This window comes from Streptomyces sp. NPDC057302, assembly GCF_042667685.1.
Classification (GTDB): Bacteria; Actinomycetota; Actinomycetes; order Streptomycetales; family Streptomycetaceae; genus Streptomyces.
In genome coordinates, this window is sequence record NZ_JBHUZJ010000002.1 from 203135 (window position 1) to 224079 (window position 20945).

A 20945-nucleotide genomic window follows, 5' to 3' on the forward strand; every position below is an offset into this window, starting at 1 on the left:
GTCCCGTTCGTCCCGGAAACGTAGCGGAATGCGTCATGCCGTGCTCACATCACACCCCAGATGGGGATACTCACACCATGTCTGCCGAGTACGCGACCTTCGGCCTGGCACCGGCCATCCGCGCCGGTGGAGTCCTCGCCAACGGTGAGTATCAAGTCCACCGCGATTTCGTCGACTTCATCGTGAACGGTCGTCCGCTGCTGTTCCAGCTCTCCGACCTCGACGCCGTCTCCCCGCTCGCCTCCGACGTACCACCCGCGATATTCACCCACCACGTACGCGGACTCCTCCTGGAGGCGCGGGCGCCCCTGCACGACGACCGTCACGTCATCTACGGCTGCCCGGAGTGCGAAGGCCTGGAGTGCGGGGCGGTCACCGCGGTCATCGAGCGGGCACCGGACGGCTCCGACGCCTACGTATGGCGGGACTTCGCCTGGCAGACCGCCGAGCGGGCCGATCTGGAGCTCAACGGCTACCACGGCATAGGGCCCTTCCGCTTCGAAGGCGGCCAATACCGCGACGCACTGGGGCAGTTGCTGACCCAGGTCGAGCCGGTGGCGCGGCGCAGGGTGCTCCTGATCGGCGCCCGGGTCGCCGTCCTCGCCAAGCTCGCGGCGGCGCTGCGCACGATCGGCGTCGGCGCCGAGATCGCGGCGGACGCGGCGGGAGTGCCGCCGGACGAGCTGCGGACGTACGGGGCGGTGGCCTTCGGGCGGGCTGTCCCGGCAGCCACGCGCGACGGGGTGCGTGCGGCGTTCGAGGGGGCGGGGATCCAGGTGGCGTACGTCGACGGCCTGGCCGCGATAGTGCCCCTCCTGGTCGCGCAGATCGAACACGCCCTGGACCGCAGCCCGTTGGAGCGCCGCCGCCTCACGCGGTTCGCGGCGGCGGACGGCTCCGCGGACGTGGAGATCACCTCGACCTGCCGGGTCCAGCTCATCGCGTACCGCCTGGACCGGCTCTCCCGCACCCAGGTCCACGAGGTCTTCGACGGCGTCCTTGAGCCCGGGGAGCACCGGGTCGCGCTGGACGCGAAGGCGACCAAGGGGGAGTCGTTCGTGGTGGCGCGGACGCCGGACAGCGTTCTGGTGGCGCCGATAGTGAGGTAGCCCCCCCGCACCCCTCAACTGGCCTGTGACTCAGCTCACATTCGTGACTTGTCACGCCAGGGCGGGCCCGTCTGTCCCATGGGCGTCACCGACACGACGCCCCCGGAACCGGGGCACGAGCGCGGGAGTTGCAGATGAAGAGCGAGCACCGGATCGTCGTCCTGGGCGCCGGCTACACCGGCCTGCTGTGTGCGATCCGCCTGGCACGCCGCACCCGGCGGACCGGCGTGCGCGTCACGCTGGTGAATCCGTCGCCCCGGTTCACCGAGCGGCTGAGGATGCACCAGGTGATCGCGGGGCAGGAGTTGGCGGACCATCAGATCCCCGAGATCCTCGACGGGACGGGCGTCGTGTTCGTACGGGGCGCCGCGACGGCCATCGACACCGAGAGCCGCACGGTGGCGGTCGACACCCCGGACGGCCCTGCCGACCTCGCCTACGACAGCCTGGTGTACGCCCTCGGCAGCTCCACCGACACCAGCACGGTCCCCGGTGCCGACGAGCACGCCGTCACCCTGAACAGCCCGCACGCGGCACGCCACTTCGCGCAGAAGCTCGCCGAACTGGCCCGCACCGGCGGCGCGGTGAACGTCTGCGGCGGCGGACTCACCGGCGTCGAAGCCGCCACCGAGATCGCCGAGAGCCACCCCGGACTCCGGGTCACCCTGATCAGCCGCGGCGAACCCGGCCCCCTGATGAACGCGAAGGCGCGCGCCCACCTGTACGCGGCGTTCGAGCGCCTCGGCATCACCCTGCGGGTCGGCGCCGCCATCGGCAAAGTCCTTTCCGACGGCGTCGAGTTGGCCGACGGCACGCTCGTCCCCTCCGATGCCTGTCTGTGGACCACCGGCGTGCGCGTCCCGGCCCTGGCCGCGGATTCCGGCATCGCCGTCGACGAGCGCGGCCTGATCCTGGTCGACGCCACCCTCCGCTCGACCTCGCACCCGGAGATCCACGCGATCGGCGACGCGGCCGCCGTCCGCCAGGCCTGGGGCCAGGTCCACGGCACCTGCCAGAGCGGCCTGCCCGTCGCCGCGTACACCGCCGACGCCCTGGCGCGGCGGCTGCGCGGCAAGAGCGTCAAGCCGTTCCGCTTCGGCTACTTCCACCAGCCCGTCAGCCTCGGCCGCCGGGACGCCGTCATCCAGTTCACCCACGCCGACGACACCCCGCGCCGCTGGTTCCTCGGCGGCAGGGCGGCCGTCGCCTACAAGGAGACGATCAGCGGCAGCCCGCTGAAGATGTACCGCCTCAGCAAGCGGATCCCCGTCTCGGCCTCCCTCTCCAAGGGGGGCCGCGCGACCCGCCCCGGGGCGAGCGCCCGATAAGGGTCCTGCTCCTGCTCCCTCCTGCTCCCTGCTGCTCCCGGCGTGCGGCGAAATCCCCGATTCCCATGACCTCGGCGCCGCACCGGCATGCCACCAACACCCCATTCTCATCAAGGAGTTCGCCTCATGACCGCAATCGCCTCACCCGCATCGGCCACCACCGCAACGCCAGCCACCTCTCGCCGCCTGGCCCTCACCGGGATCGCGTTCGCCGTCCTGTTCATCGCGAGCCTGGTCTTCTCCGGCCTCGCCGGAAGCGCCACCTACCCCTCGCCGTTCGACGCGGACAAGGCGACGGAGGCGTACTTCGCCGACAACGGAGGCGTCGTCGTCGGCATGAGCGTCCTTCAGTTCCTGTCGGCCGTGCCGCTCGCCGCGTTCGTCCTGGCGCTGACCAGGAGGGCGGGCGCGGGCCTCGCGCGGGCGAGCGGCCTGTGCGCCGCGGCGGGCCTGGCCGCGTGCGCGCTGATCGGCCTCGCCATCCCCGTACTCGACGCGAGCGGCGACACCCTGCACACCCTGCACCGGCTCACCTTCATGGCGGGAGGCCCCGCCCACGTCCCGTTCCTGGGGATCCTCGTCGGCGCGAGCGCACTGGCGCTGCGTACGTCGGCTCCGCGCTGGACCACGGTCGTCGGACTCGTCTCGGCGGGCCTCTGCCTCCTGTCGGTCCTCGCCTTCGTGAGCGAGTCGGCCATGCCGCTCCTGCCGCTCGGCCGGTTCACGGCGATCCTCTGGATCGTGGCCACCGCCATACGGGCGGCGCGGCTCCGCAAGTGAAGAGGTGCGGTGCGGGCCCCGAACACCTTGTCGCCCCGTTCGCCACGCTGGGAACATGCCCCGATGACCGACGCCACGCCCGTACTTGACCCGTTCCTCGAGCACCGGCGACTGCTGCACTCCACCGCCTACCGGATGCTGGGCAGCGTCGCCGATGCCGAGGACGTCCTGCAGGACGCGTGGCTGACCTGGAACGCGGTGGACCGCGACGCGGTCCGCCACCCCAAGGCCTACCTCGTGCGCACGGTCACCAACCTGTCGCTCAACCGCCTCACATCGGCGCGGGCCACTCGCGAGACGTACATCGGGCCGTGGCTCCCCGAGCCCCTGCTGACCTCACCCGACATAGCCGAGGAGAGCGAGATGGCCGACACCGTCTCCACGGCCATGCTGGTCGTCCTCGAATCCCTCAGCCCGGTGGAGCGCGCGGTCTTCCTGCTCCGCGAGGTCTTCGGCTACTCGCACGCGGAGATCGCCGAGACAGTGGAGCGCCCCGAGGCCACCGTCCGGCAGATCGCCCGCAGGGCCCGCGCCCACGTCCAGGCCCGGCGCCCCCGCTTCGACACCGACGCCGACCAGCGCCGCCAGGTCACCGCGCGTTTCCTCTCGGCCTGCTCGGGCGGCGACCTGAACGCGGTCATGGAACTTCTCGCCCCCGACGTCACCGCCTGGTCCGACGGCGGCGGCAAGGTCACCGCGGCCATCCGTCCGCTGCACGGCACGGACCATGTGGCGCGCTGGTTCCTCGGCGTCCTCGCCAAGCCCGCGCTGACGGGCGTCACCCTGGAGCCCGCCACGGTCAACGGCGAACTGAGCGTCCTCTTCAAGCTGGGCGACTACGTCGGCGGGTGCCTGACCTACGACCTCACGGACGGCTTGATCCACAACATGCGCTTCCAGTTCAACCCCGACAAACTGAGCGGCCTGCACCTTCCGTGACGCCATGCTCCGTCGGGTCCGCCCCGCGCCTCGCCTAAACTCGACCCCCTGATGACCGCAACCCTCGTCGCCAAGAACCTCGCCGCCGGCCACGGCGACCGCTCCCTCTTCTCCGCCCTGGAGCTGGTCGTCGCCCCCGGCGACGTCATCGGCCTGGTCGGCGCCAACGGCGCCGGCAAGTCGACCCTCCTCCGCCTCCTCGCGGGCCTGGACACCCCGGAGACCGGCGAACTCCGCCTCTCCCCGCCCAGCGCCGCCGTGGGCCACCTCCCGCAGGAGCCCGAGCGCCGCCCCGGCGAGTCCATCCGCGGCTTCCTGGCCCGCCGCACCGGCGTCGACGAGGCCCAGCGGACCATGGACGAGGCCACCCAGGGCCTGGTCGACGGCACCCCGGGCGCGGACGACGCGTACGCGACCAGCCTGGAGCGCTGGCTGGCCCTCGGCGGCGCCGACCTGGACGAGCGCGCCGACGAGGTCGCCGCCTCGCTGGGCCTCGACGTCAGCCTCGACCAGCCGATGACCTCCCTCTCCGGCGGCCAGGCCGCCCGCGCGGGCCTCGCCTCGCTCCTCCTCTCCCGCTACGACGTGTTCCTCCTGGACGAGCCCACCAACGACCTCGACCTGGCGGGCCTGGACCGCCTGGAGAGCTTCGTCCGCGGACTGCGCGCCGGCACGGTGGTCGTCAGCCACGACCGCGAGTTCCTCACCCGCACGGTCACCAAGGTCCTCGAACTCGACCTGGCCCAGCAGCAGATCAACCTCTACGGCGGCGGCTACGAGGCCTACCTGGAAGAGCGCGAGGTCGCGCGGCGCCACGCCCGCGACGAGTTCGACGAGTACGCCGACAAGAAGTCCGCCCTCGAGGGCCGCTCCCAGATGCAGCGGTCCTGGATGGACAAGGGCGTCAAGAACGCCCGACGCAAGGCGGGCGACAACGACAAGATCGGCCGGAACTTCCGCAGCGACGCCAGCGAGAAGCAGGCGTCCAAGGCCCGCCAGACGCAGCGCATGATCGAACGGCTCGACGTCGTCGAGGAGCCCCGCAAGGAGTGGGAGCTGCAGATGGAGATCGCGTCGGCGCCGCGCTCCGGCAGCGTCGTCGCCACGCTGCGCGACGCGCAGGTGCACCGCGGCCACTTCACGCTCGGACCCGTGACGCTGCAGATCGACTGGGCGGACCGCGTCGCGATCACCGGCGCGAACGGCGCGGGCAAGTCCACCCTGCTTGGCGCCCTGCTGACCCGCATCCCCACCGACGCGGGCCACGCCACGCTCGGCTCAGGGGTGCTCGTCGGCGAGGTGGACCAGGCCCGCGCGCTGTTCCACGGCCCGGAGTCGCTCCTGGACGCGTTCTGCGCGGCCGTCCCCGACACCGAGCCCGCCGAAGTGCGCACGCTGCTCGCCAAGTTCGGCCTGAAGGCCGCGCACGTCCTGCGCCCCGCGGCGACCCTCTCCCCGGGCGAACGCACCCGGGCGGGCCTCGCCCTGCTCCAGGGCCGGGGCGTCAACCTCCTGGTCCTCGACGAGCCGACGAACCACCTCGACCTGCCGGCCATCGAGCAGCTGGAGTCGGCCCTCGACTCGTATGAGGGCACGCTGCTCCTGGTGACGCACGACCGCAGAATGCTCGATGCCGTACGGGTCACGCGCCGTCTGGAGGTGACGGAGGGCAAGGTGACCGAACTGTCACCCTGACCTCCCTCGGTCCTCCGGGATCCCGGATCAGCGCTTCTTGGGGTCCAGTAGTCCGGCCCGGCGCAGCGCGTCGGCCATCGCGTCATTGGCCGGCGGCGGCCCCTGCCGCTTCTGCTGGCGCTGGCCTCCCTGGCCCTGGCCCTGACCGCCTTGCCCGCCCTGCTGGCGCGGGGGCCGCTGCCCGCGCTGCTGCGGCGGACGCGCGCCCCGCTTGGGCTGCTCCTCGCCCGCGGGGCTCGCCTCGTCGTCCAGGCGCAGCGTCAGCGAGATCCGCTTGCGCGGAATGTCGACGTCCATCACCTTCACCTTGACGATGTCGCCCGGCTTCACCACGTCCCGCGGGTCCTTGACGAACGTCCTGGACATCGCGGAGACGTGCACGAGCCCGTCCTGGTGGACGCCGATGTCGACGAAGGCACCGAACGCCGCCACGTTCGTGACGACACCCTCCAGGACCATCCCGGACGCGAGGTCGGAGATCTTCTCGACGCCGTCCTTGAAGGTCGCCGTCTTGAACGCGGGCCGCGGGTCGCGGCCCGGCTTCTCCAGCTCCTTGAGGATGTCGCTGACGGTCGGCAGACCGAAGGACTCGTCCACGAACTCGTCGGCCCGCAGCGAGCGCAGCGTGCCCGTGTCGCCGATGAGCGAGGCGACCTCGCCGCCCGTCTTCTTGGCCATCTTGCGCACCACCGGATACGCCTCGGGGTGCACGGCGGAGGCGTCCAGCGGGTCGGTGCCGCCCCGGATGCGCAGGAAGCCCGCGCACTGCTCGTACGCCTTGGGGCCCAGGCGTGCCACGTCCTTGAGGCCCTTGCGCGAGGAGAAGGGGCCGTTCGTGTCGCGGTGCGACACGATGTTCTCGGCGAGGCCCGCGCCGATGCCGGAGACCCGGGAGAGCAGCGGGGCGGACGCCGTGTTCACGTCCACGCCGACGCCGTTCACACAGTCCTCGACGACCGCGTCGAGCGAGCGCGAGAGCTTCAACTCGGAGAGGTCGTGCTGATACTGGCCGACGCCGATGGACTTAGGGTCGATCTTCACCAGCTCGGCGAGCGGGTCCTGGAGGCGCCGGGCGATGGAGACGGCGCCGCGCAGCGACACGTCCATGTCCGGCAGCTCCTGCGAGGCGAAGGCCGAAGCGGAGTACACCGAGGCGCCCGCCTCGGAGACCATCACCTTGGTGAGGTTCAACTCCGGGTGCTTGGTGATGAGTTCACCGGCGAGCTTGTCCGTCTCGCGGGACGCCGTGCCGTTCCCGATCGCGATCAGGTCGACCGCGTGCTCCTTGGCCAGCTTCGCGAGCGTGGCGAGCGACTGGTCCCACTTGTTCGCGGGGACATGCGGGTTGATGACGTCCGTGGCCACGACCTTGCCGGTCGCGTCGACCACGGCGACCTTCACGCCCGTCCGGAAACCGGGGTCGAGCCCCAGCGTCGCGCGCGTGCCCGCCGGTGCGGCGAGCAGCAGGTCGCGCAGGTTCGACGCGAAGACCCGCACGGCCTCGTCCTCGGCGCCCGTGCGCAGGCGAAGGCGCAGGTCGATCCCCAGATGCACCAGGATGCGGGTCCGCCAGGACCAGCGCACCGTGTCCTGGAGCCACTTGTCCCCGGGACGGCCGCGGTCGACGACGCCGAAGCGGTGGGCGACCATCCCCTCGTACGAGGACGGTCCCTCCGTGGCCTCCTCCGGTTCGAGGACGAGGTCGAGCACGTCCTCCTTCTCGCCGCGCAGCATCGCGAGGACGCGGTGCGAGGGCAGGTCCTTGAAGGGCTCGGCGAAGTCGAAGTAGTCGGCGAACTTGGCGCCCGCCTCCTCCTTGCCGTCGCGGACCTTCGCGGCCAGACGGCCGCGCACCCACATGCGCTCGCGCAGCTCGCCGATCAGGTCGGCGTCCTCGGAGAACCGCTCGGCGAGGATCGCGCGGGCGCCGTCCAGCGCGGCCTGCGGGTCGGCCACTGCCTTGTCGGCGTCCACGAAGGCCGCGGCGGCGGCGAGGGGATCCACCGACGGGTCGCCGAGCAGGCCGTCGGCCAGTGGTTCGAGTCCTGCCTCGCGGGCGATCTGCGCCTTCGTGCGGCGCTTCGGCTTGAAGGGCAGGTAAATGTCCTCGAGGCGCGCCTTGGTGTCGGCCGCGCGGATCTGCGCCTCCAGCTCCTCGGTGAGCTTGCCCTGCTCGCGCACCGATTCGAGGATCGAAGCGCGCCGCTCCTCGAGCTCCCGCAGATAACGCAGCCGCTCCTCGAGCGTGCGCAGCTGCGCGTCGTCGAGCATCTCGGTCGCTTCCTTGCGGTAGCGAGCGATGAAGGGCACCGTCGAGCCGCCGTCGAGCAGGTCGACGGCGGCCTTCACCTGCCGCTCCCGTACGCCGAGTTCTTCGGCGATCCTGCCTTCGATCGATGCTGGAGTGGACGTCTGCAGAGGTGCCACGTTTCCCGCCTTCTCACTGGGGTTGCGGGGCAATTGTGGCAGGTGGCACCGACAGCGGGGGGATCAGACCCGGCGTGCCCGCCCCGGGCGGCCTCCCGACCGGCGGCCCGACCCGCGGCCCGATCGGCGTGTGGAGCTCGAGGCGCCGCCGAAGAGCCGGGCCACGGCGCGGAACGGCAGCGTCACCACGGTGGCGAGCGCCGTGCCGATCGTACGCAGGACATCTGCGATCGCTCGGAACACGGGATTTCCCCTTTCGTCGCCCGGCCGGGCGCACGGCGCGCGCGGCCGGAGACGAACGGGTACCTCGCACGGCGCCGTCCATGCCCGCGCCGTGGCCCGACCTGACTGGTCCCCCGTCTACTGCTTGCCGAGCAGGTCCGCGGGGAACGCGCCCGCCTGGAGCGCCGCGCCCGCGAACACCGTGCCCAGCTCCGTCAGGCGCTCGACGCCCGCCGCTCCCAGGTGCTCGTAGGGCGCCCGGTCGAGGCGGTCCGTGGCTTCCTCGACGTCCTTGCGCAGCTCGACGCCGGCCTCCGTCAACTCGGCCACCCCGTCGTGCAGTCCGCGCGCGTGCAGGCGCTGCACGGCGGCGTCCCATTCCTCCTGGTTCCAGCCGCGGGTGCTGAAGTTCCACTTCGGCGTCATGCCCTTGCCGGTCGCCGTGTGGCTCACCAGCGCCTCCAGGCCGTCGAGTTCGGCGTACTGGAGGGCCGTGAGGTGCCCGTCGCCCCGGTGCTCGCGCAGCAGCGTCGCGGCGTGCCAGAGCGCGAGGTGCGGCTGCTCGGGGACCGGCAGGTCCGCGTGGGCGGCGTACAGCGGCCGTGCGGAACGGGAGCAGGCCTCGGTGGCGCGCAGTGCGAGTCCGGCCGCCTCCGCCATCTCGGGGGAGGCGACGGCCTCCTCGCCGAGCAGGCGCCGCAGGGTCGCGTCGACGGCCCGCAGGCGGGCCGCGAGGACGTCCTCGGGGGACACCGTCCGCCAGATCGCCGGCACGTGGCGGGCGACGAGGTCGTGCTTGTAGTTGTAGAACGCCGCCGTGACCACTCCGGCGCCGACCGGTCCCATCGCCGCCGTCCGCACGGCGAAATTGACGGCCTTGGGGTGGGTGATGCCGATCTCGGCCAGCTCGCGCCCCGCGTCGGGCGAGAAGTAGTGCGTCGAGTGCAGCGAATTGAGCACGTTGTGACATCGACGTCCCGCGCGCGGGTGCAGTGCGGCGACCGGGGCGGGGGGCTTGAGAGAAGTCATGGAGGCACGCTACCGACTGGTTGGTATGACGTGAAGCCCGGGGCGCTCGCACAGGAGACGTGCCCCGGCGCCGCATCCGCCGGTGGCCGAAAAGGTGGGGGATTCGGCATTGCGGACATCCCGCGCCAGGTCAAGAATCAGGGAGCATGGAGCAGCGAACTGTCCTGGTCGTCCTCTTCGAGGGGGTCCAGAGCCTCGACGTCACGGGCCCGGTGGAGGTCTTCGCGGGCGCGGCCGCCCACCGCGGCGGCACGCCGGTGTACCGCATCCGCACCGCTTCCCTGGACGGCGCTCCCGTACGTACCTCCAGCGGGCTCACGCTCGTACCGGACTCCTCCCTCGCCGACGCCCCCGTGCCGCACACCCTGATCGCCCCGGGCGGCATCGGCAGCCGCGGGGCCGACCCACTCCTGATCGACTGGCTGCGGACGAACGCCCCGCGTGCCCGGCGCCTGGTCTCGGTCTGCACCGGAGCCATCCTGCTGGCCGAAGCGGGGCTCCTGGACGGCCGCCGCGTGACGACCCACTGGGCGTACTGCGCCAAGCTCGCCCGCGACCACCCCGCCGTCGAGGTCGACCCCGACCCGATCTTCGTCCGTGACGGCCATGTCGCGACCTCCGCGGGGGTGACCGCGGGCATCGATCTGGCCCTGGCCCTCGTCGAGGAGGACCTGGGCAGGGACGAGGCGCTGACGGTCGCCCGCCATCTCGTCGTCTTCCTGCGGCGGCCGGGCAACCAGGCCCAGTTCAGCGCCCAGCTCGCCGCGCAGACCGCCCGGCGCGAACCCCTGCGCGAGGTCCAGCAGTGGATCACCGAGCACCCGGCCGAGGACCTCTGCGTCGAGTCGCTCGCCGCCCGCGCCAGGCTCTCGCCCCGGCACTTCGCCCGCGCGTTCCAGACGGAGACGGGGATGACGCCGGGCAAGTACGTGGAGCGCGTGCGCGTCGAGCACGCGCGGCGCCTCCTTGAGGACACCTCGGGCGGGGTCGAGGAAGTCTCGCGCGCCTGTGGCTACGGCACCCCGGAGGCGATGCGCCGCGCCTTCGTCAAGACCCTCGGAGCGGCGCCCGCCGAGTACCGGCGGCGCTTCCACGCCCCCTTCGCCGCCCAGTCGGCACCCGCCCTCGACCGATAGGCACTCCCATGCAGATCGCCATCGCCCTGTTCGACCGCTTCACCGCCCTGGACGCCGTCGGCCCCTATGACACCCTCAGCCGCATTCCCGGCGCCGAGACCGTCTTCGTGGCGCAGCGCCCCGGGCCCGTCCGGGGCGAGAGCGGCTCCCTCGCGCTCGTCGCCGACCGCTCCTTCGCCGACGTACCGGAACCCGACGTCATCGTCGTCCCCGGTGGCCCGGGGACCAGCGACCACATGGCGGACGAGAGCCTCCTGGGCTGGCTGCGCTCCGCCGACGCCACCAGCACCTGGACGACGTCGGTGTGCACCGGCTCGCTCCTGCTCGCCTGTGCCGGGCTGCTGGCAGGCCGCCGCGCCACCTCGCACTGGCTCGCCCTCGCGGAGCTTGCGAGGCTCGGCGCGGACGCGACGGAAGAGCGGGTGGTGTTCGACGGCAAGTACGTCACGGCGGCCGGGGTCTCCTCCGGCATCGACATGGGGATCGCCCTGATCGGCCGGATCGCGGGTGAGGAGCAGGCCCAGACCGTGCAGCTCCTGACGGAGTACGACCCCCAGCCGCCCTACGACGCCGGTTCCCCGCACAAGGCGCCCGCGCACCTGGTCGAGAGGTTCCGCGCGGGCAGCCGCTTCAGCCAGTAGCGGTGTCGACGGGAGCGCCGTCGCCGGGAGCGCTGTCGCCGGGGGTCCAGGTGAAGCGCGGCTCGCGGCGCTCCAGGAAGGCGGCGACCCCTTCGGCGGTGTCGCCGCCCGCGCGCGCCTGTGCGCCCCAGTGGTCGTCCCGGTCCAGCCGGCCGTCGGCGAACTCCTTGGCCGCGGCCTGCGTCAGCTGCGAGCGCGCGGCGAGGATCCCGGTGAACTCCGCGACCCGCTTGTCCAGTTCGCCCGCGGGCAGCACCTCGTCCACGAGGCCGGTGCGCAGCGCGCGCCGAGCGTCGATCAACTCGCCCGAGAACAGCAGGTACTTGGCGGTCGCGGGCCCCACGAGCGACACCAGGCGCCGGGTCGAGGAGGACGGGTAGACGATCCCCAGCTTCGCCGGAGTGATCCCGAACAGGGCGCCCTCCTCCACGAATCGCAGATCGCAGGCCGCCGCGAGCTGGCTCCCCCCGCCCACGCAGTAGCCGCGCACCGCGGCGAGCGTCGGCTTCGGGAAGGCCGCGAGCGCCTCCTCGGCCCGCACCGCGAGCTCCTGCGCCTCGCCGGGCGACCGGCGCAGCGAGGAGATGTCGGCGCCCGCACAGAAGGTCGCGCCCTCGCCGGTCAGGACGAGTGCCCGTACGGCCGGGTCGGCGGCGAGCCCGGCGAGCAGCGGGGGCACCTGGCGCCACATCTGCGCCGTCATGGCGTTGCGCTTGGCCGGATGGTCGATGACGACGGTGGCGACGCCGTGCGTGACGGCCTGCCTCAGCTGCGGCTCCATGCGCAGGATGCTATCCGCACTACTCGAACGTACGATCAAGAAGGGGCGGCCCTGAGACTCTGCGCAGTGGGGGCAGCAGGACGGAGACGCTGATGGCCCGATCCAAGAGCGCCAAGACCGCCGAGAGCGCCTCGACGAACGCCCAGGGCGCCAAGCAGCTCAACCGCAGCCTCGGCTGGCTGGCCCTGCTGGGCGCGATCCTGGCGGTGGCCGGGCTCGTGGGCCTCGTCTACACGGGCGTGGCCACCCTGACCTCGATGCTCCTCTTCGGCTGGCTGCTCCTGATCGGCGGCGTCGTCGGCCTGCTGCACGCGGTCCAGTCGCGCGGCACGAACTTCTTCTGGCTTGGCGTGGTCGTCGCGGCGCTGAACCTCGCCGCCGGTGTCGTGATCATTCGCAGGCCGGACGTGGCGGCGGAGGCGCTGACCATGTTCGCGGCCCTGCTGTTCCTGACCGGCGGCGTGTTCCGTCTTGTCGGCAGTCTGGTGGTGCGCGGGCCGCAGTTCGGCTGGACGCTGGTGCAGGGCGCCTTCGGACTGCTCCTGGGCATCCTGGTGCTCGGCAACTGGCCCAGCAGCAGCCAGTACGTGATCGGCTGCTTCTTCTCGCTCGCGCTGCTCTTCGACGGCCTGGGGCTGCTCGCCACGGGCCTGGGCGGGCGCCGGATCGTGAGCATGGTCGCGGACGGACCGGCCTCCGAGCGGCCGGAGCGGCCCGAACAACCCATACAACCCGTACAACCCGAAGAAGGCTTCAAAGCGAAGCCGGAGGGACAGGAGTAGTCGCGCGACTGGCGCGGTCGGGCGTCAGTGATCAAATGTCGCCGATAGTCGCTGACTTATGGTCAGTCGTGCGGTCCGGACCAGGGCATTCCCAACACTCGATGTGTGGTGACAATCGAGCGCAAGGGCGGCGACCGGACGATGGACGACGACGGGAGGGGGCCCGGCCCACTCCCTCGGGAGCCCGGAAAGGCGCCGTACGAGGGTGTGTGGCGGTTCACGGCCGCCGCCGTCGACGCCTCGGTGCCCCAGGCACGGCACGCGGTACGCGACCTGCTCTCCCGCCAGGGCGTGCCCGCGTCGGACGACCTCGTGCAGGGCCTGCTCCTGATCGTCTCCGAACTCGTCACCAACGCGGTGCGGCACGCGGCACTGCTCTCGCCCACGCTGGCGGTGGAGGTGGCGGTGGGCGCCGAGTGGGTGCGGGTCTCCGTGGAGGACGACCACCCCTACCGCCCGACGGCCCTGGTGACCGACCACGGCCAGACCGGCGGCCGTGGCCTCCTCCTCGTCCGTGAGATCACGCAGGAGGCGGGCGGTGCCTGTGACGTCGAACAGACGGCGAGCGGGGGCAAGGTCATCTGGGCGGCCCTGCCCTTGAAGGCCAACGGCTCCGTCTGAAAACCCGACGACGCTGTCCGAAACCCAACGCCTGCGTACGGGACGGGAGTTGACTACCAGCCGGTGGAAGGCCCCGTCAGCTCGCGGATCGCGGGGCGGGCCGCGTCCAGGACCGTCATGAACCACGCGGAGAACGGGCCCTTCGCGTGCCGCTGCGCCAGCTCGTCGGCCGTCACGAACGCGGTCTCGCCGACCTCGGACGGGTCGGGCGCCAGCGGCGACTGGACCATCCCCACGAAGAGATGGTTGAACTCCTGCTCCACCAGGCCCGAGTCGGGGTCCGGGTGGTTGTAGCGCACGGTGCCGGCCTCCGCGAGCAGGGAGGGCGAGACGCCCAGCTCCTCGTACGTCCTGCGCGCGGCGGCCGCGAACGGCGCCTCGCCCGGGTAGGGATGGCCGCAGCAGGTGTTCGACCAGACGCCGGGGGAGTGGTACTTGCCCAGGGCGCGCTGCTGCAGCAACAGCCGCCCCTGCTCGTCGAAGAGGAAAACGGAGAACGCCCGGTGCAGCTGCCCGGGCGCCTGATGCGCGGAGAGTTTCTCCGCTGTGCCGATCGTCCTGCCGTCCTCGTCCACGAGTTCCAGCAAGATCGCTTCTCCGGTGCCGTTCGACGAGCTGTTCGCCGCGGTGGCAGGTGTGGTCGGCATACCCATCCTTCGCTTCGGTCTTCGAGCCTCAAGTCTGCCGTACGCGACCGGCCCTCCCGGCAAGGAACCACCGGAGACCACCCTCAGGGGGTCAGTGGCAGAGCTTCGCCTCGTGCTCCGCGTGGCCGACCGGCTCCAGCTGGAAGGTGCAGTGCTCGACGTCGAAGTGGTCGCCCAGGCAGCCCTGTAGTTCGTGCAGCATCTTTTCGTTGCCGATGGCGTTCAGCGTCTCGGTGCTGACGACCACGTGCGCGGAGAGGACCGGCATCCCCGAGGTGATGGTCCAGGCGTGCAGGTCGTGGACGTCCTCGACGCCCGGCAGATCCAGTATGTGCGAGCGGACCTCGGCCATGTCGACGCCCTTCGGCGCGGACTCCAGGAGCACGTTCAGGGTCTCCCGAAGGAGCTTCACCGTACGCGGGACGATCATCAGGCCGATGACGAGCGAGGCGATCGGGTCCGCCGCCTGCCACCCGGTCGTCAGGATCAGGACCGCCGCGACGATCACCGCCAGGGAGCCGAGCGCGTCGGCCATGACCTCCAGGAACGCGCCGCGCACGTTCAGGCTGTCCTTCTGGCCGCGCACCAGGAGCGAGAGGGAGATCATGTTCGCCACCAGGCCGATGACGCCGAAGACGATGGTCAGTCCGCCCTCGGTCTCGGCGGGCGTGATGAACCGCTGGATCGCCTCGTACAGGACGTAGCCGCCGACGCCGAGCAGCAGCAGACAGTTGGCGAGCGCGGCGAGGATCTCGGCGCGGGCGTAGCCGAAGGTGCGGTTCTCCGTCGCCGGGCGGCTCGCGAACTGGATCGCGAGCAGTGCCATGCCCAGGCCGAGCGCGTCCGTCGCCATGTGCGTCGCGTCCGCGATGAGCGCGAGCGAATCCGCCATGATGCCGCCGACGATCTCGACCACCATGACGGTGACCGTGATCGAGAGCGCGATGCGCAGCCGCCCCCGGTACGCGGCCGTCGCGGTCCCCCCGTGCGCGTGTCCGTGATCGTGCCCAGCCCCCATGAAAGCCGCCTCCGTGTGGTCGGTATCGGTCTTCTGTTCCCTGGTCGCGCGTCTGTCGCGATCACAGTGAACTACGGGTGGGGGGTACCCGGCAACACGGCACTGAACACCGTTGTCATATGCTCTGACCTGCGGAAATGACCGCAGGTCAGAGCGCTGACCGATACCGGCGGTGATCAGGGGCGGCGCGCCTCGGGGTGGTGGAGGCACCAGCCCGCCCACGCGGATTCGACCATCTCGCGTACTCCGCGCCTGGCCTCGAAGCCCAGCTCCTTCGCGGCGAGGCCCGCGTCCGCGACGGCGCGCGGGGCGTCGCCCGCGCGGCGCGGCTCGACGAGCGCCGGGCGGTGGTCGCCGGACACCTCGCCGATGAGCGTGACCAGTTCGCGTACGGAAACTCCCTCGCCGCGGCCGATGTTCACCGTCAGATCGCCCTCGGGGTGCTTCTCCATGCGGCGGGCCGCCGCGAGGTGGGCGTCGGCGAGGTCGGCGACGTGGATGTAGTCGCGGACGCACGTGCCGTCCGGCGTGGGGTGGTCGTCGCCGAAGATCCGCGGCGCCTCGTCACGTGTGAGCCGGTCGAAGACCATCGGGATGATGTTGTACACCCCGGTGTCCGCGAGCTCGGGGCTCGCGCCGCCCGCCACGTTGAAGTAGCGCAAGCACACGGTCGCGATGCCGTGCGCCCGCCCGGCGGCCCGCACCAGCCACTCCCCGGCGAGCTTCGTCTCCCCGTACGGGTTGATCGGCACGCACGGGGTGTCCTCCGCCACCAGGTCCACGTCCGGCGGGTTGCCGTACACCGCGGCCGACGAGGAGAAGACGAACCGCTTGATCCCGGCGTCGGCCACCGCTTCGAGCAGCGTCACCAGGCCGCCCACGTTCTCGCGGTAGTAGCGCAGCGGCTGCTCCACGGACTCGCCGACCTGCTTGCGGGCCGCGAGATGCACCACGCCCGTCACGCCGTGCTCGGCGAAGACCCGCCGCAGCAGCTCACCGTCGAGCGATGAGCCCCTGATGAGAGGAATGTCCGCGGGGAGCCTCTCGGGCACCCCGGCCGACACGTCGTCGAGGACGACGACCCGCTCCCCGGCACCGGCCATCGCCCGCGCCACGTGTGCCCCGATATATCCCGCTCCACCTGTGATCATCCATGTCATGGGCGTCGACTTTATGTCGTTTGTGCCGGTCGGACGAAGCGCGGTTTGTGGCTGCCGCCTCCGATCGACCATGATGATCGAGTTGGCGCGGGCTCTCGCAGGCCATGCTTATCGGGCCGTAAACGGGCGGTGAACGCCTGCTTCCCATCATCCGATAGCCTCTGCCGACGTGCCGCCCGGCCGCTGCCGGCCAGGGGCGCCCCTCATCAAGCACGTGCCCGGCGCGAGCCGCGCCGGCAATCAAGGAGTGAGTTCGTCTGTCGACCGCCATCCTGACCGGTCAGCCGGTCCCCGGGTCGCCGCTCGAAGGCGATCTGCGGTCCCTGGGGTTTGACGTCCGCATCGCCTCCGACGCGGCGGACACCGAGACGCTGCTCGCCGCCGCCCCCGCAGGGCAGCGGGTCGCGATCGTCGACGCGCGCTTCGTGGGCCACGTCCACGCACTGCGCCTGGGCCTCACCGACCCGCGCTTCGGCGCGTCGGCGGTCCCCGGCGCCGTCACCGCGCAGCCCGAGGCCCGAGCCGACCTCACCCGCGCGCTGCGCGCCACCGCCGGCTCCGGCAACGGCGGCGGCTCCGCCCTGACGGTCGAGGCGCTCGCCGACCACGTCGCCGAGGCCCTGCCCGCCGAGGGACGCGACGTGCACCGCCCCGACCTGGGCACCCTCGTCGCCACCGTGCCCAGCGATCCGCAGACGCGGAACGAGGCACGCCAGTCCGTCGCCGCCGTCGACGACGAAGCCGTACGCCTGCGCACGGCCGTCAAATCGCGCGACGGCTTCTTCACCACGTACTGCATCTCCCCTTACTCGCGTTACCTCGCCCGCTGGTGCGCGCGCCGGGGCCTGACCCCGAACCAGGTCACCACCGCGTCGCTGCTCGTCGCCCTGATCGCGGCGGGCTGCGCGGCCACCGGCACCCGCCCCGGCTTCGTCGCGGCCGGTCTGCTGCTGCTCTTCTCCTTCGTCCTTGACTGCACGGACGGGCAGCTTGCCCGCTACTCCCTGCAGTACTCGACGCTGGGCGCCTGGCTGGACGCGACGTTCGACCGGGCCAAGGAGTACGCCTACTACGCGGGCCTGGCGCTCGGCGCGGCCAACGCCACGGGCGACGACGTGTGGGCGCTCGCGCTCGGCGCGATGGTCCTGCAGACGTCCCGGCACGTCGTGGACTTCTCCTTCAACGAGGCAAACGCCGACAGCGTCGCCGCGACCGCCAACACCAGCCCCACCGCCGCCCTCTCGGACAAGCTCGACAGCGTCGGCTGGACGGTCTGGCTGCGCCGGATGATCGTCCTTCCGATCGGTGAGCGCTGGGCGCTGATCGCCGTGCTCACCGCGGTCACCACGCCGCGCATCACCCTGATCGTGCTGCTCATCGGCTGCGGCCTCGCCGCCTGCTACACCACGGCAGGACGTGTCCTGCGCTCGCTGACCCGCAGGGCGACCCGCACCGACCGCGCCGCACAGGCACTCGCGGACCTCGCCGACACCGGACCGCTCGCCTCCGCCTTCGCGGCGCTCAGGCCCGGCGGCCTGCCCCTGCCCGCGCCGGCCCTCGCCTTCGCCGGCGGCGCCGTGCTCGTCTGCGTGGCGGGACTCACGTCCTACGGCAGCCCGTGGGTGATCGTCGCCGCGGTGATCTACGTCATCACTTCGGGTCTCGCCGTCGCCCGCCCCCTCGAGGGCGCCCTCGACTGGCTCGTCCCGCCGTTCTTCCGCGCGGCCGAGTACGGCACGATCCTGCTGCTCGCCGCCAAGGCGGACGTGAACGGCGCCTTGCCCGCGGCTTTCGGACTGGTGTCCGCAGTCGCCTACCATCACTACGACACGGTGTACCGCATCCGCGGCGACGCAGGCGCGCCGCCGCACTGGCTGGTGCGGGCGATCGGCGGGCACGAGGGCAGGACGCTGGCGGTCGCTCTGGCCGCCACGCTGCTCACCGACACAGATTTCACCGTCGCGCTCACGGCACTCGCCGTGGCTGTGGCACTCGTGGTGCTCGTCGAGAGCATCCGCTACTGGGTGACCGCTCACAAACGTGGAGCACCCGCCGTACACGATGAAGGAGAACCCGCATGATCGGCCTTGTGCTGGCGGCCGGCGCCGGACGGCGTCTTCGCCCCTACACCGACACGCTTCCCAAGGCCCTGGTGCCGGTCGACGGTGACACCACCATCCTCGACCTGACCCTCGGCAACTTCGCGGAGATCGGTCTGACCGAGGTCGCGATCATCGTCGGCTACAAGAAGGAGGCGGTCTACGACCGCAAGGCGGCGCTCGAGGCGAAGTACGGCCTCAAGCTCACGCTGATCGACAACGACAAGGCCGAGGAGTGGAACAACGCCTACTCCCTCTGGTGCGGTCGTGACGCGGTCAAGCACACGGTGATCCTCGCCAACGGCGACACCGTGCACCCCGTCTCCGTCGAGAAGACGCTGCTCGCCGCCCGCGGCGAGGGCAAGAAGATCATCCTCGCCCTCGACACGGTGAAGAACCTCGCCGACGAGGAGATGAAGGTCATCGTGGACCCCGAGAAGGGCGTCCAGAAGATCACCAAGCTGATGGACCCGGAGACCGCCACCGGTGAGTACATCGGTGTCACGCTCATCGAGGGCGACGCCGCCGACCAGCTGGCCGACGCCCTGAAGACGACCTTCGAGCGCGACCCCGACCTCTACTACGAGGACGGCTACCAGGAGCTCGTCAACCGCGGCTTCAAGATCGACGTGGAGCCGATCGGCGACATCAAGTGGGTCGAGATCGACAACCACGACGACCTCGCCAAGGGCCGGGAGATCGCGTGCCAGTACTGACGAGGCTCATCCCCTCGCCGGTCGTCGTGGACATCCGGCCGGGGGCGCTCAACGACCTGGCCGGGGTCCTGGCCGACCAGCGGATCTGCTCGTCAACCGGCAAGCTCGCCATCGCCATCAGCGGCGGCTCCGGCGCGGTCCTGCGCCAGCGGCTCGAACCGTCACTGCCCACCGCCGAATGGTTCGAGGTGGGCGGCGGCACGCTCGACGACGCCATCAAGCTCGCCGACGCCATCAAGAAGGGCCGCTACGACGCGGTCGTCGGCCTCGGCGGCGGCAAGATCATCGACTGCGCCAAGTTCGCCGCCGCGCGGGTCGGCGCGCCGCTGGTCGCCGTCGCGACGAACCTGTCGCACGACGGCCTGTGCTCGCCGGTCGCCACGCTCGACAACGACGCGGGCCGCGGCTCGTACGGAGTGCCGAACCCCATCGCGGTCGTCATCGACCTCGACGTGATCCGTGAGGCGCCCGTGCGCTTCGTGCGCTCCGGCATCGGCGACGCCCTGTCCAACATCTCCGCGATCGCGGACTGGGAACTCGCGGCGCGCGTGCGCGGCGAGGACATCGACGGGCTCGCGGCCGCCATGGCGCGCCAGGCCGGCGAAGCCGTTCTGCGCCACCCCGGCGGTGTCGGCGACGACGCCTTCCTGCAGGTCCTCGCCGAGGGTCTGGTCCTCACCGGCATCGCGATGTCCGTGTCGGGCGACTCCCGCCCGGCGTCCGGCGCCTGCCACGAGATCAACCACGCCTTCGACCTCCTCTTCCCCAAGCGCGCCGCCAGCCACGGCGAGCAGTGCGGCCTGGGCGCGGCCTTCGCGATGTTCCTGCGCGGAGCCAAGGAGGAGTCCGCCTACATGGTGGAGGTGCTGCGCAGGCACGGCCTCCCCGTGACGCCTGAGGAGATCGGCTTCACCGTGGACGAGTTCGTCCAGGTCGTGGAGTACGCCCCGCAGACGCGCCCCGGGCGCTACACGATCCTCGAGCACCTCAATCTGAATTCCGACCAGATCAAGGACGCATACGCCGACTATGCCAAGGCCATCGGTAGCTGAACTCCGCCCCGTCGTTCACCCCGCAGGGGTGAAGGACCGGCGCAGCGGTGAGCACTGGGCGGGACGCCTGTACATGCGAGAGATCTCGCTGCGCTGCGACCGCTACCTGGTGAACACCAGGATCACGCCCAACCAGCTCACGTATCTGATGACCGTGGCCGGCGCCCTCGCCGCCCCGGCGCTTCTGGTGCCGGGGATCACGGGCGCCGTGCTCGGCGTGATCATGGTCCAGCTGTATCTCCTGCTCGACTGCGTCGACGGCGAGATCGCCCGCTGGCGCAAGCAGTACTCCATGGCCGGGGTCTACCTGGACCGGGTCGCCGCCTACCTGTGCGACGCCGCGGTCCTGGTCGGCTTCGGTCTGCGCGCCGCCGACCTCTGGGGCTCGGGCCGGATCGACTGGCTGTGGGCCTTCCTCGGCACGCTCGCCGCGCTCGGCGCCATCCTGATCAAGGCGGAGACCGACCTCGTCGGTGTCGCCCGGCACCAGCAGGGCCTCGCGCCGGTCAAGGAGTCGGCCTCCGAGCCGCGCTCCTCCGGCATGGCCCTGGCCCGCAAGGCCGCGGGCGCGCTGAAGTTCCACCGGCTCGTGCTCGGCATCGAGGCGTCGCTGCTGATCCTGGTCCTCGCGATCGTGGACTCGGTCCGCGGCGACCTGCTCTTCTCGCGGATCGGTGTCGCCGTCCTCGCGGGCATCGCACTGCTCCAGACCCTGCTGCACCTCGTGTCCATCCTCGCCTCCAGCAGGCTCAAGTGAGTGCGG

General features: G+C 71.5%; 19 protein-coding genes and 1 pseudogene. 13 read left to right on the forward strand and 7 right to left on the reverse strand.

The annotated features are described in order from the left end of the window. Positions 1-77 precede the first annotated feature (77 nt). The 5 genes from ACFUPX_RS02215 to ACFUPX_RS02235 all read left to right on the forward strand — a co-directional run bounded on the left by ACFUPX_RS02215 (position 78) and on the right by ACFUPX_RS02235 (position 5851). Complete coding sequence (locus ACFUPX_RS02215; protein WP_383314351.1) at positions 78-1109, forward strand: oxidoreductase; 1032 nt, start codon at positions 78-80, stop codon at positions 1107-1109. A gap of 134 nt (positions 1110-1243) precedes the next feature. Continuing rightward, entirely contained in the window at positions 1244-2437 is a 1194-nt protein-coding gene (locus tag ACFUPX_RS02220) for an NAD(P)/FAD-dependent oxidoreductase (protein ID WP_383314354.1), read from the forward strand. 126 nt (positions 2438-2563) lie between these two features. Then, complete coding sequence (locus tag ACFUPX_RS02225) at positions 2564-3217, forward strand: hypothetical protein (RefSeq protein WP_383314357.1); 654 nt, start codon at positions 2564-2566, stop codon at positions 3215-3217. A 63-nt stretch (positions 3218-3280) separates the two neighbouring features. Continuing rightward, on the forward strand, positions 3281-4156 hold the full coding sequence (locus ACFUPX_RS02230; RefSeq protein WP_383314360.1) for an RNA polymerase sigma-70 factor: 876 nt from the start codon (positions 3281-3283) through the stop codon (positions 4154-4156). A gap of 51 nt (positions 4157-4207) precedes the next feature. Then, a complete protein-coding gene (locus ACFUPX_RS02235; RefSeq protein ID WP_383314363.1) occupies positions 4208-5851 on the forward strand; it encodes an ABC-F family ATP-binding cassette domain-containing protein in 1644 nt (547 codons plus the stop codon). A gap of 27 nt (positions 5852-5878) precedes the next feature. Here the strand turns inward: ACFUPX_RS02235 and ACFUPX_RS02240 are convergent, their stop codons facing one another. The 3 genes and pseudogenes from ACFUPX_RS02240 to ACFUPX_RS02250 all read right to left on the reverse strand — a co-directional run bounded on the left by ACFUPX_RS02240 (position 5879) and on the right by ACFUPX_RS02250 (position 9529). Continuing rightward, positions 5879-8278 carry a Tex family protein gene (locus ACFUPX_RS02240; protein WP_383314366.1) on the reverse strand — a complete coding sequence of 800 codons (2400 nt, stop codon included), beginning with the start codon at positions 8276-8278 and terminating at the stop codon, positions 5879-5881. Between the two features lie 126 nt (positions 8279-8404). After that, positions 8405-8521, reverse strand: a pseudogene (locus ACFUPX_RS02245) (LPFR motif small protein); the annotation flags it as partial. Positions 8522-8638: 117 nt separating this feature from the next. After that, positions 8639-9529, reverse strand: coding sequence for a hypothetical protein (locus tag ACFUPX_RS02250; protein ID WP_383314369.1), 891 nt, complete (start codon positions 9527-9529; stop codon positions 8639-8641). A gap of 146 nt (positions 9530-9675) precedes the next feature. Here ACFUPX_RS02250 and ACFUPX_RS02255 point away from each other — a divergent pair, with 146 nt between their 5' ends. After that, entirely contained in the window at positions 9676-10665 is a 990-nt protein-coding gene (locus ACFUPX_RS02255) for a GlxA family transcriptional regulator (protein WP_383314372.1), read from the forward strand. A gap of 8 nt (positions 10666-10673) precedes the next feature. Further along, positions 10674-11306, forward strand: coding sequence for a DJ-1/PfpI family protein (locus ACFUPX_RS02260; RefSeq protein ID WP_383314375.1), 633 nt, complete (start codon positions 10674-10676; stop codon positions 11304-11306). On the opposite strand, the gene ACFUPX_RS02265 is transcribed toward ACFUPX_RS02260, so the two are convergent. After that, positions 11296-12087, reverse strand: a complete 792-nt coding sequence (locus ACFUPX_RS02265) for an enoyl-CoA hydratase/isomerase family protein (protein ID WP_383314378.1) — start codon at positions 12085-12087, stop codon at positions 11296-11298. The genes ACFUPX_RS02260 and ACFUPX_RS02265 overlap by 11 nt on opposite strands. A 92-nt stretch (positions 12088-12179) precedes the next feature. On the opposite strand from ACFUPX_RS02265, the gene ACFUPX_RS02270 reads away from it, so the two are divergent. Next, complete coding sequence (locus tag ACFUPX_RS02270) at positions 12180-12869, forward strand: HdeD family acid-resistance protein (protein ID WP_383314381.1); 690 nt, start codon at positions 12180-12182, stop codon at positions 12867-12869. A gap of 141 nt (positions 12870-13010) precedes the next feature. After that, positions 13011-13490 carry an ATP-binding protein gene (locus ACFUPX_RS02275; RefSeq protein ID WP_383314857.1) on the forward strand — a complete coding sequence of 160 codons (480 nt, stop codon included), beginning with the start codon at positions 13011-13013 and terminating at the stop codon, positions 13488-13490. A gap of 53 nt (positions 13491-13543) precedes the next feature. On the opposite strand, the gene idi is transcribed toward ACFUPX_RS02275, so the two are convergent. From idi to galE, 3 genes are all read right to left on the reverse strand, one after another. Then, positions 13544-14137: an isopentenyl-diphosphate Delta-isomerase gene (gene idi, locus ACFUPX_RS02280; RefSeq protein WP_383314384.1), complete on the reverse strand. Its 594-nt coding sequence runs from the start codon at positions 14135-14137 to the stop codon at positions 13544-13546. Between the two features lie 91 nt (positions 14138-14228). Next, positions 14229-15155, reverse strand: coding sequence for a cation diffusion facilitator family transporter (locus ACFUPX_RS02285; RefSeq protein ID WP_383314387.1), 927 nt, complete (start codon positions 15153-15155; stop codon positions 14229-14231). 176 nt (positions 15156-15331) lie between these two features. Then, complete coding sequence (gene galE, locus ACFUPX_RS02290; RefSeq protein ID WP_383314390.1) at positions 15332-16315, reverse strand: UDP-glucose 4-epimerase GalE; 984 nt, start codon at positions 16313-16315, stop codon at positions 15332-15334. A 257-nt stretch (positions 16316-16572) separates the two neighbouring features. Between galE and ACFUPX_RS02295 the strand changes: the two genes are divergently transcribed. From ACFUPX_RS02295 to ACFUPX_RS02310, 4 genes are read left to right on the forward strand one after another with little or no spacing between them, the layout of a single operon-like run. Then, on the forward strand, positions 16573-18396 hold the full coding sequence (locus ACFUPX_RS02295; protein ID WP_383314861.1) for a DUF5941 domain-containing protein: 1824 nt from the start codon (positions 16573-16575) through the stop codon (positions 18394-18396). After that, the gene (locus tag ACFUPX_RS02300) at positions 18393-19130 is read left to right on the forward strand and encodes a sugar phosphate nucleotidyltransferase (protein WP_383314392.1); all 738 of its coding nucleotides are present in this window, start codon (positions 18393-18395) and stop codon (positions 19128-19130) included. The genes ACFUPX_RS02295 and ACFUPX_RS02300 overlap by 4 nt, the downstream gene beginning before the upstream one ends. Continuing rightward, complete coding sequence (locus tag ACFUPX_RS02305; protein ID WP_383314395.1) at positions 19118-20182, forward strand: iron-containing alcohol dehydrogenase family protein; 1065 nt, start codon at positions 19118-19120, stop codon at positions 20180-20182. The genes ACFUPX_RS02300 and ACFUPX_RS02305 overlap by 13 nt, the downstream gene beginning before the upstream one ends. Then, entirely contained in the window at positions 20160-20939 is a 780-nt protein-coding gene (locus tag ACFUPX_RS02310; RefSeq protein WP_363314207.1) for a CDP-alcohol phosphatidyltransferase family protein, read from the forward strand. The genes ACFUPX_RS02305 and ACFUPX_RS02310 overlap by 23 nt, the downstream gene beginning before the upstream one ends. Positions 20940-20945: the final 6 nt, after the last annotated feature.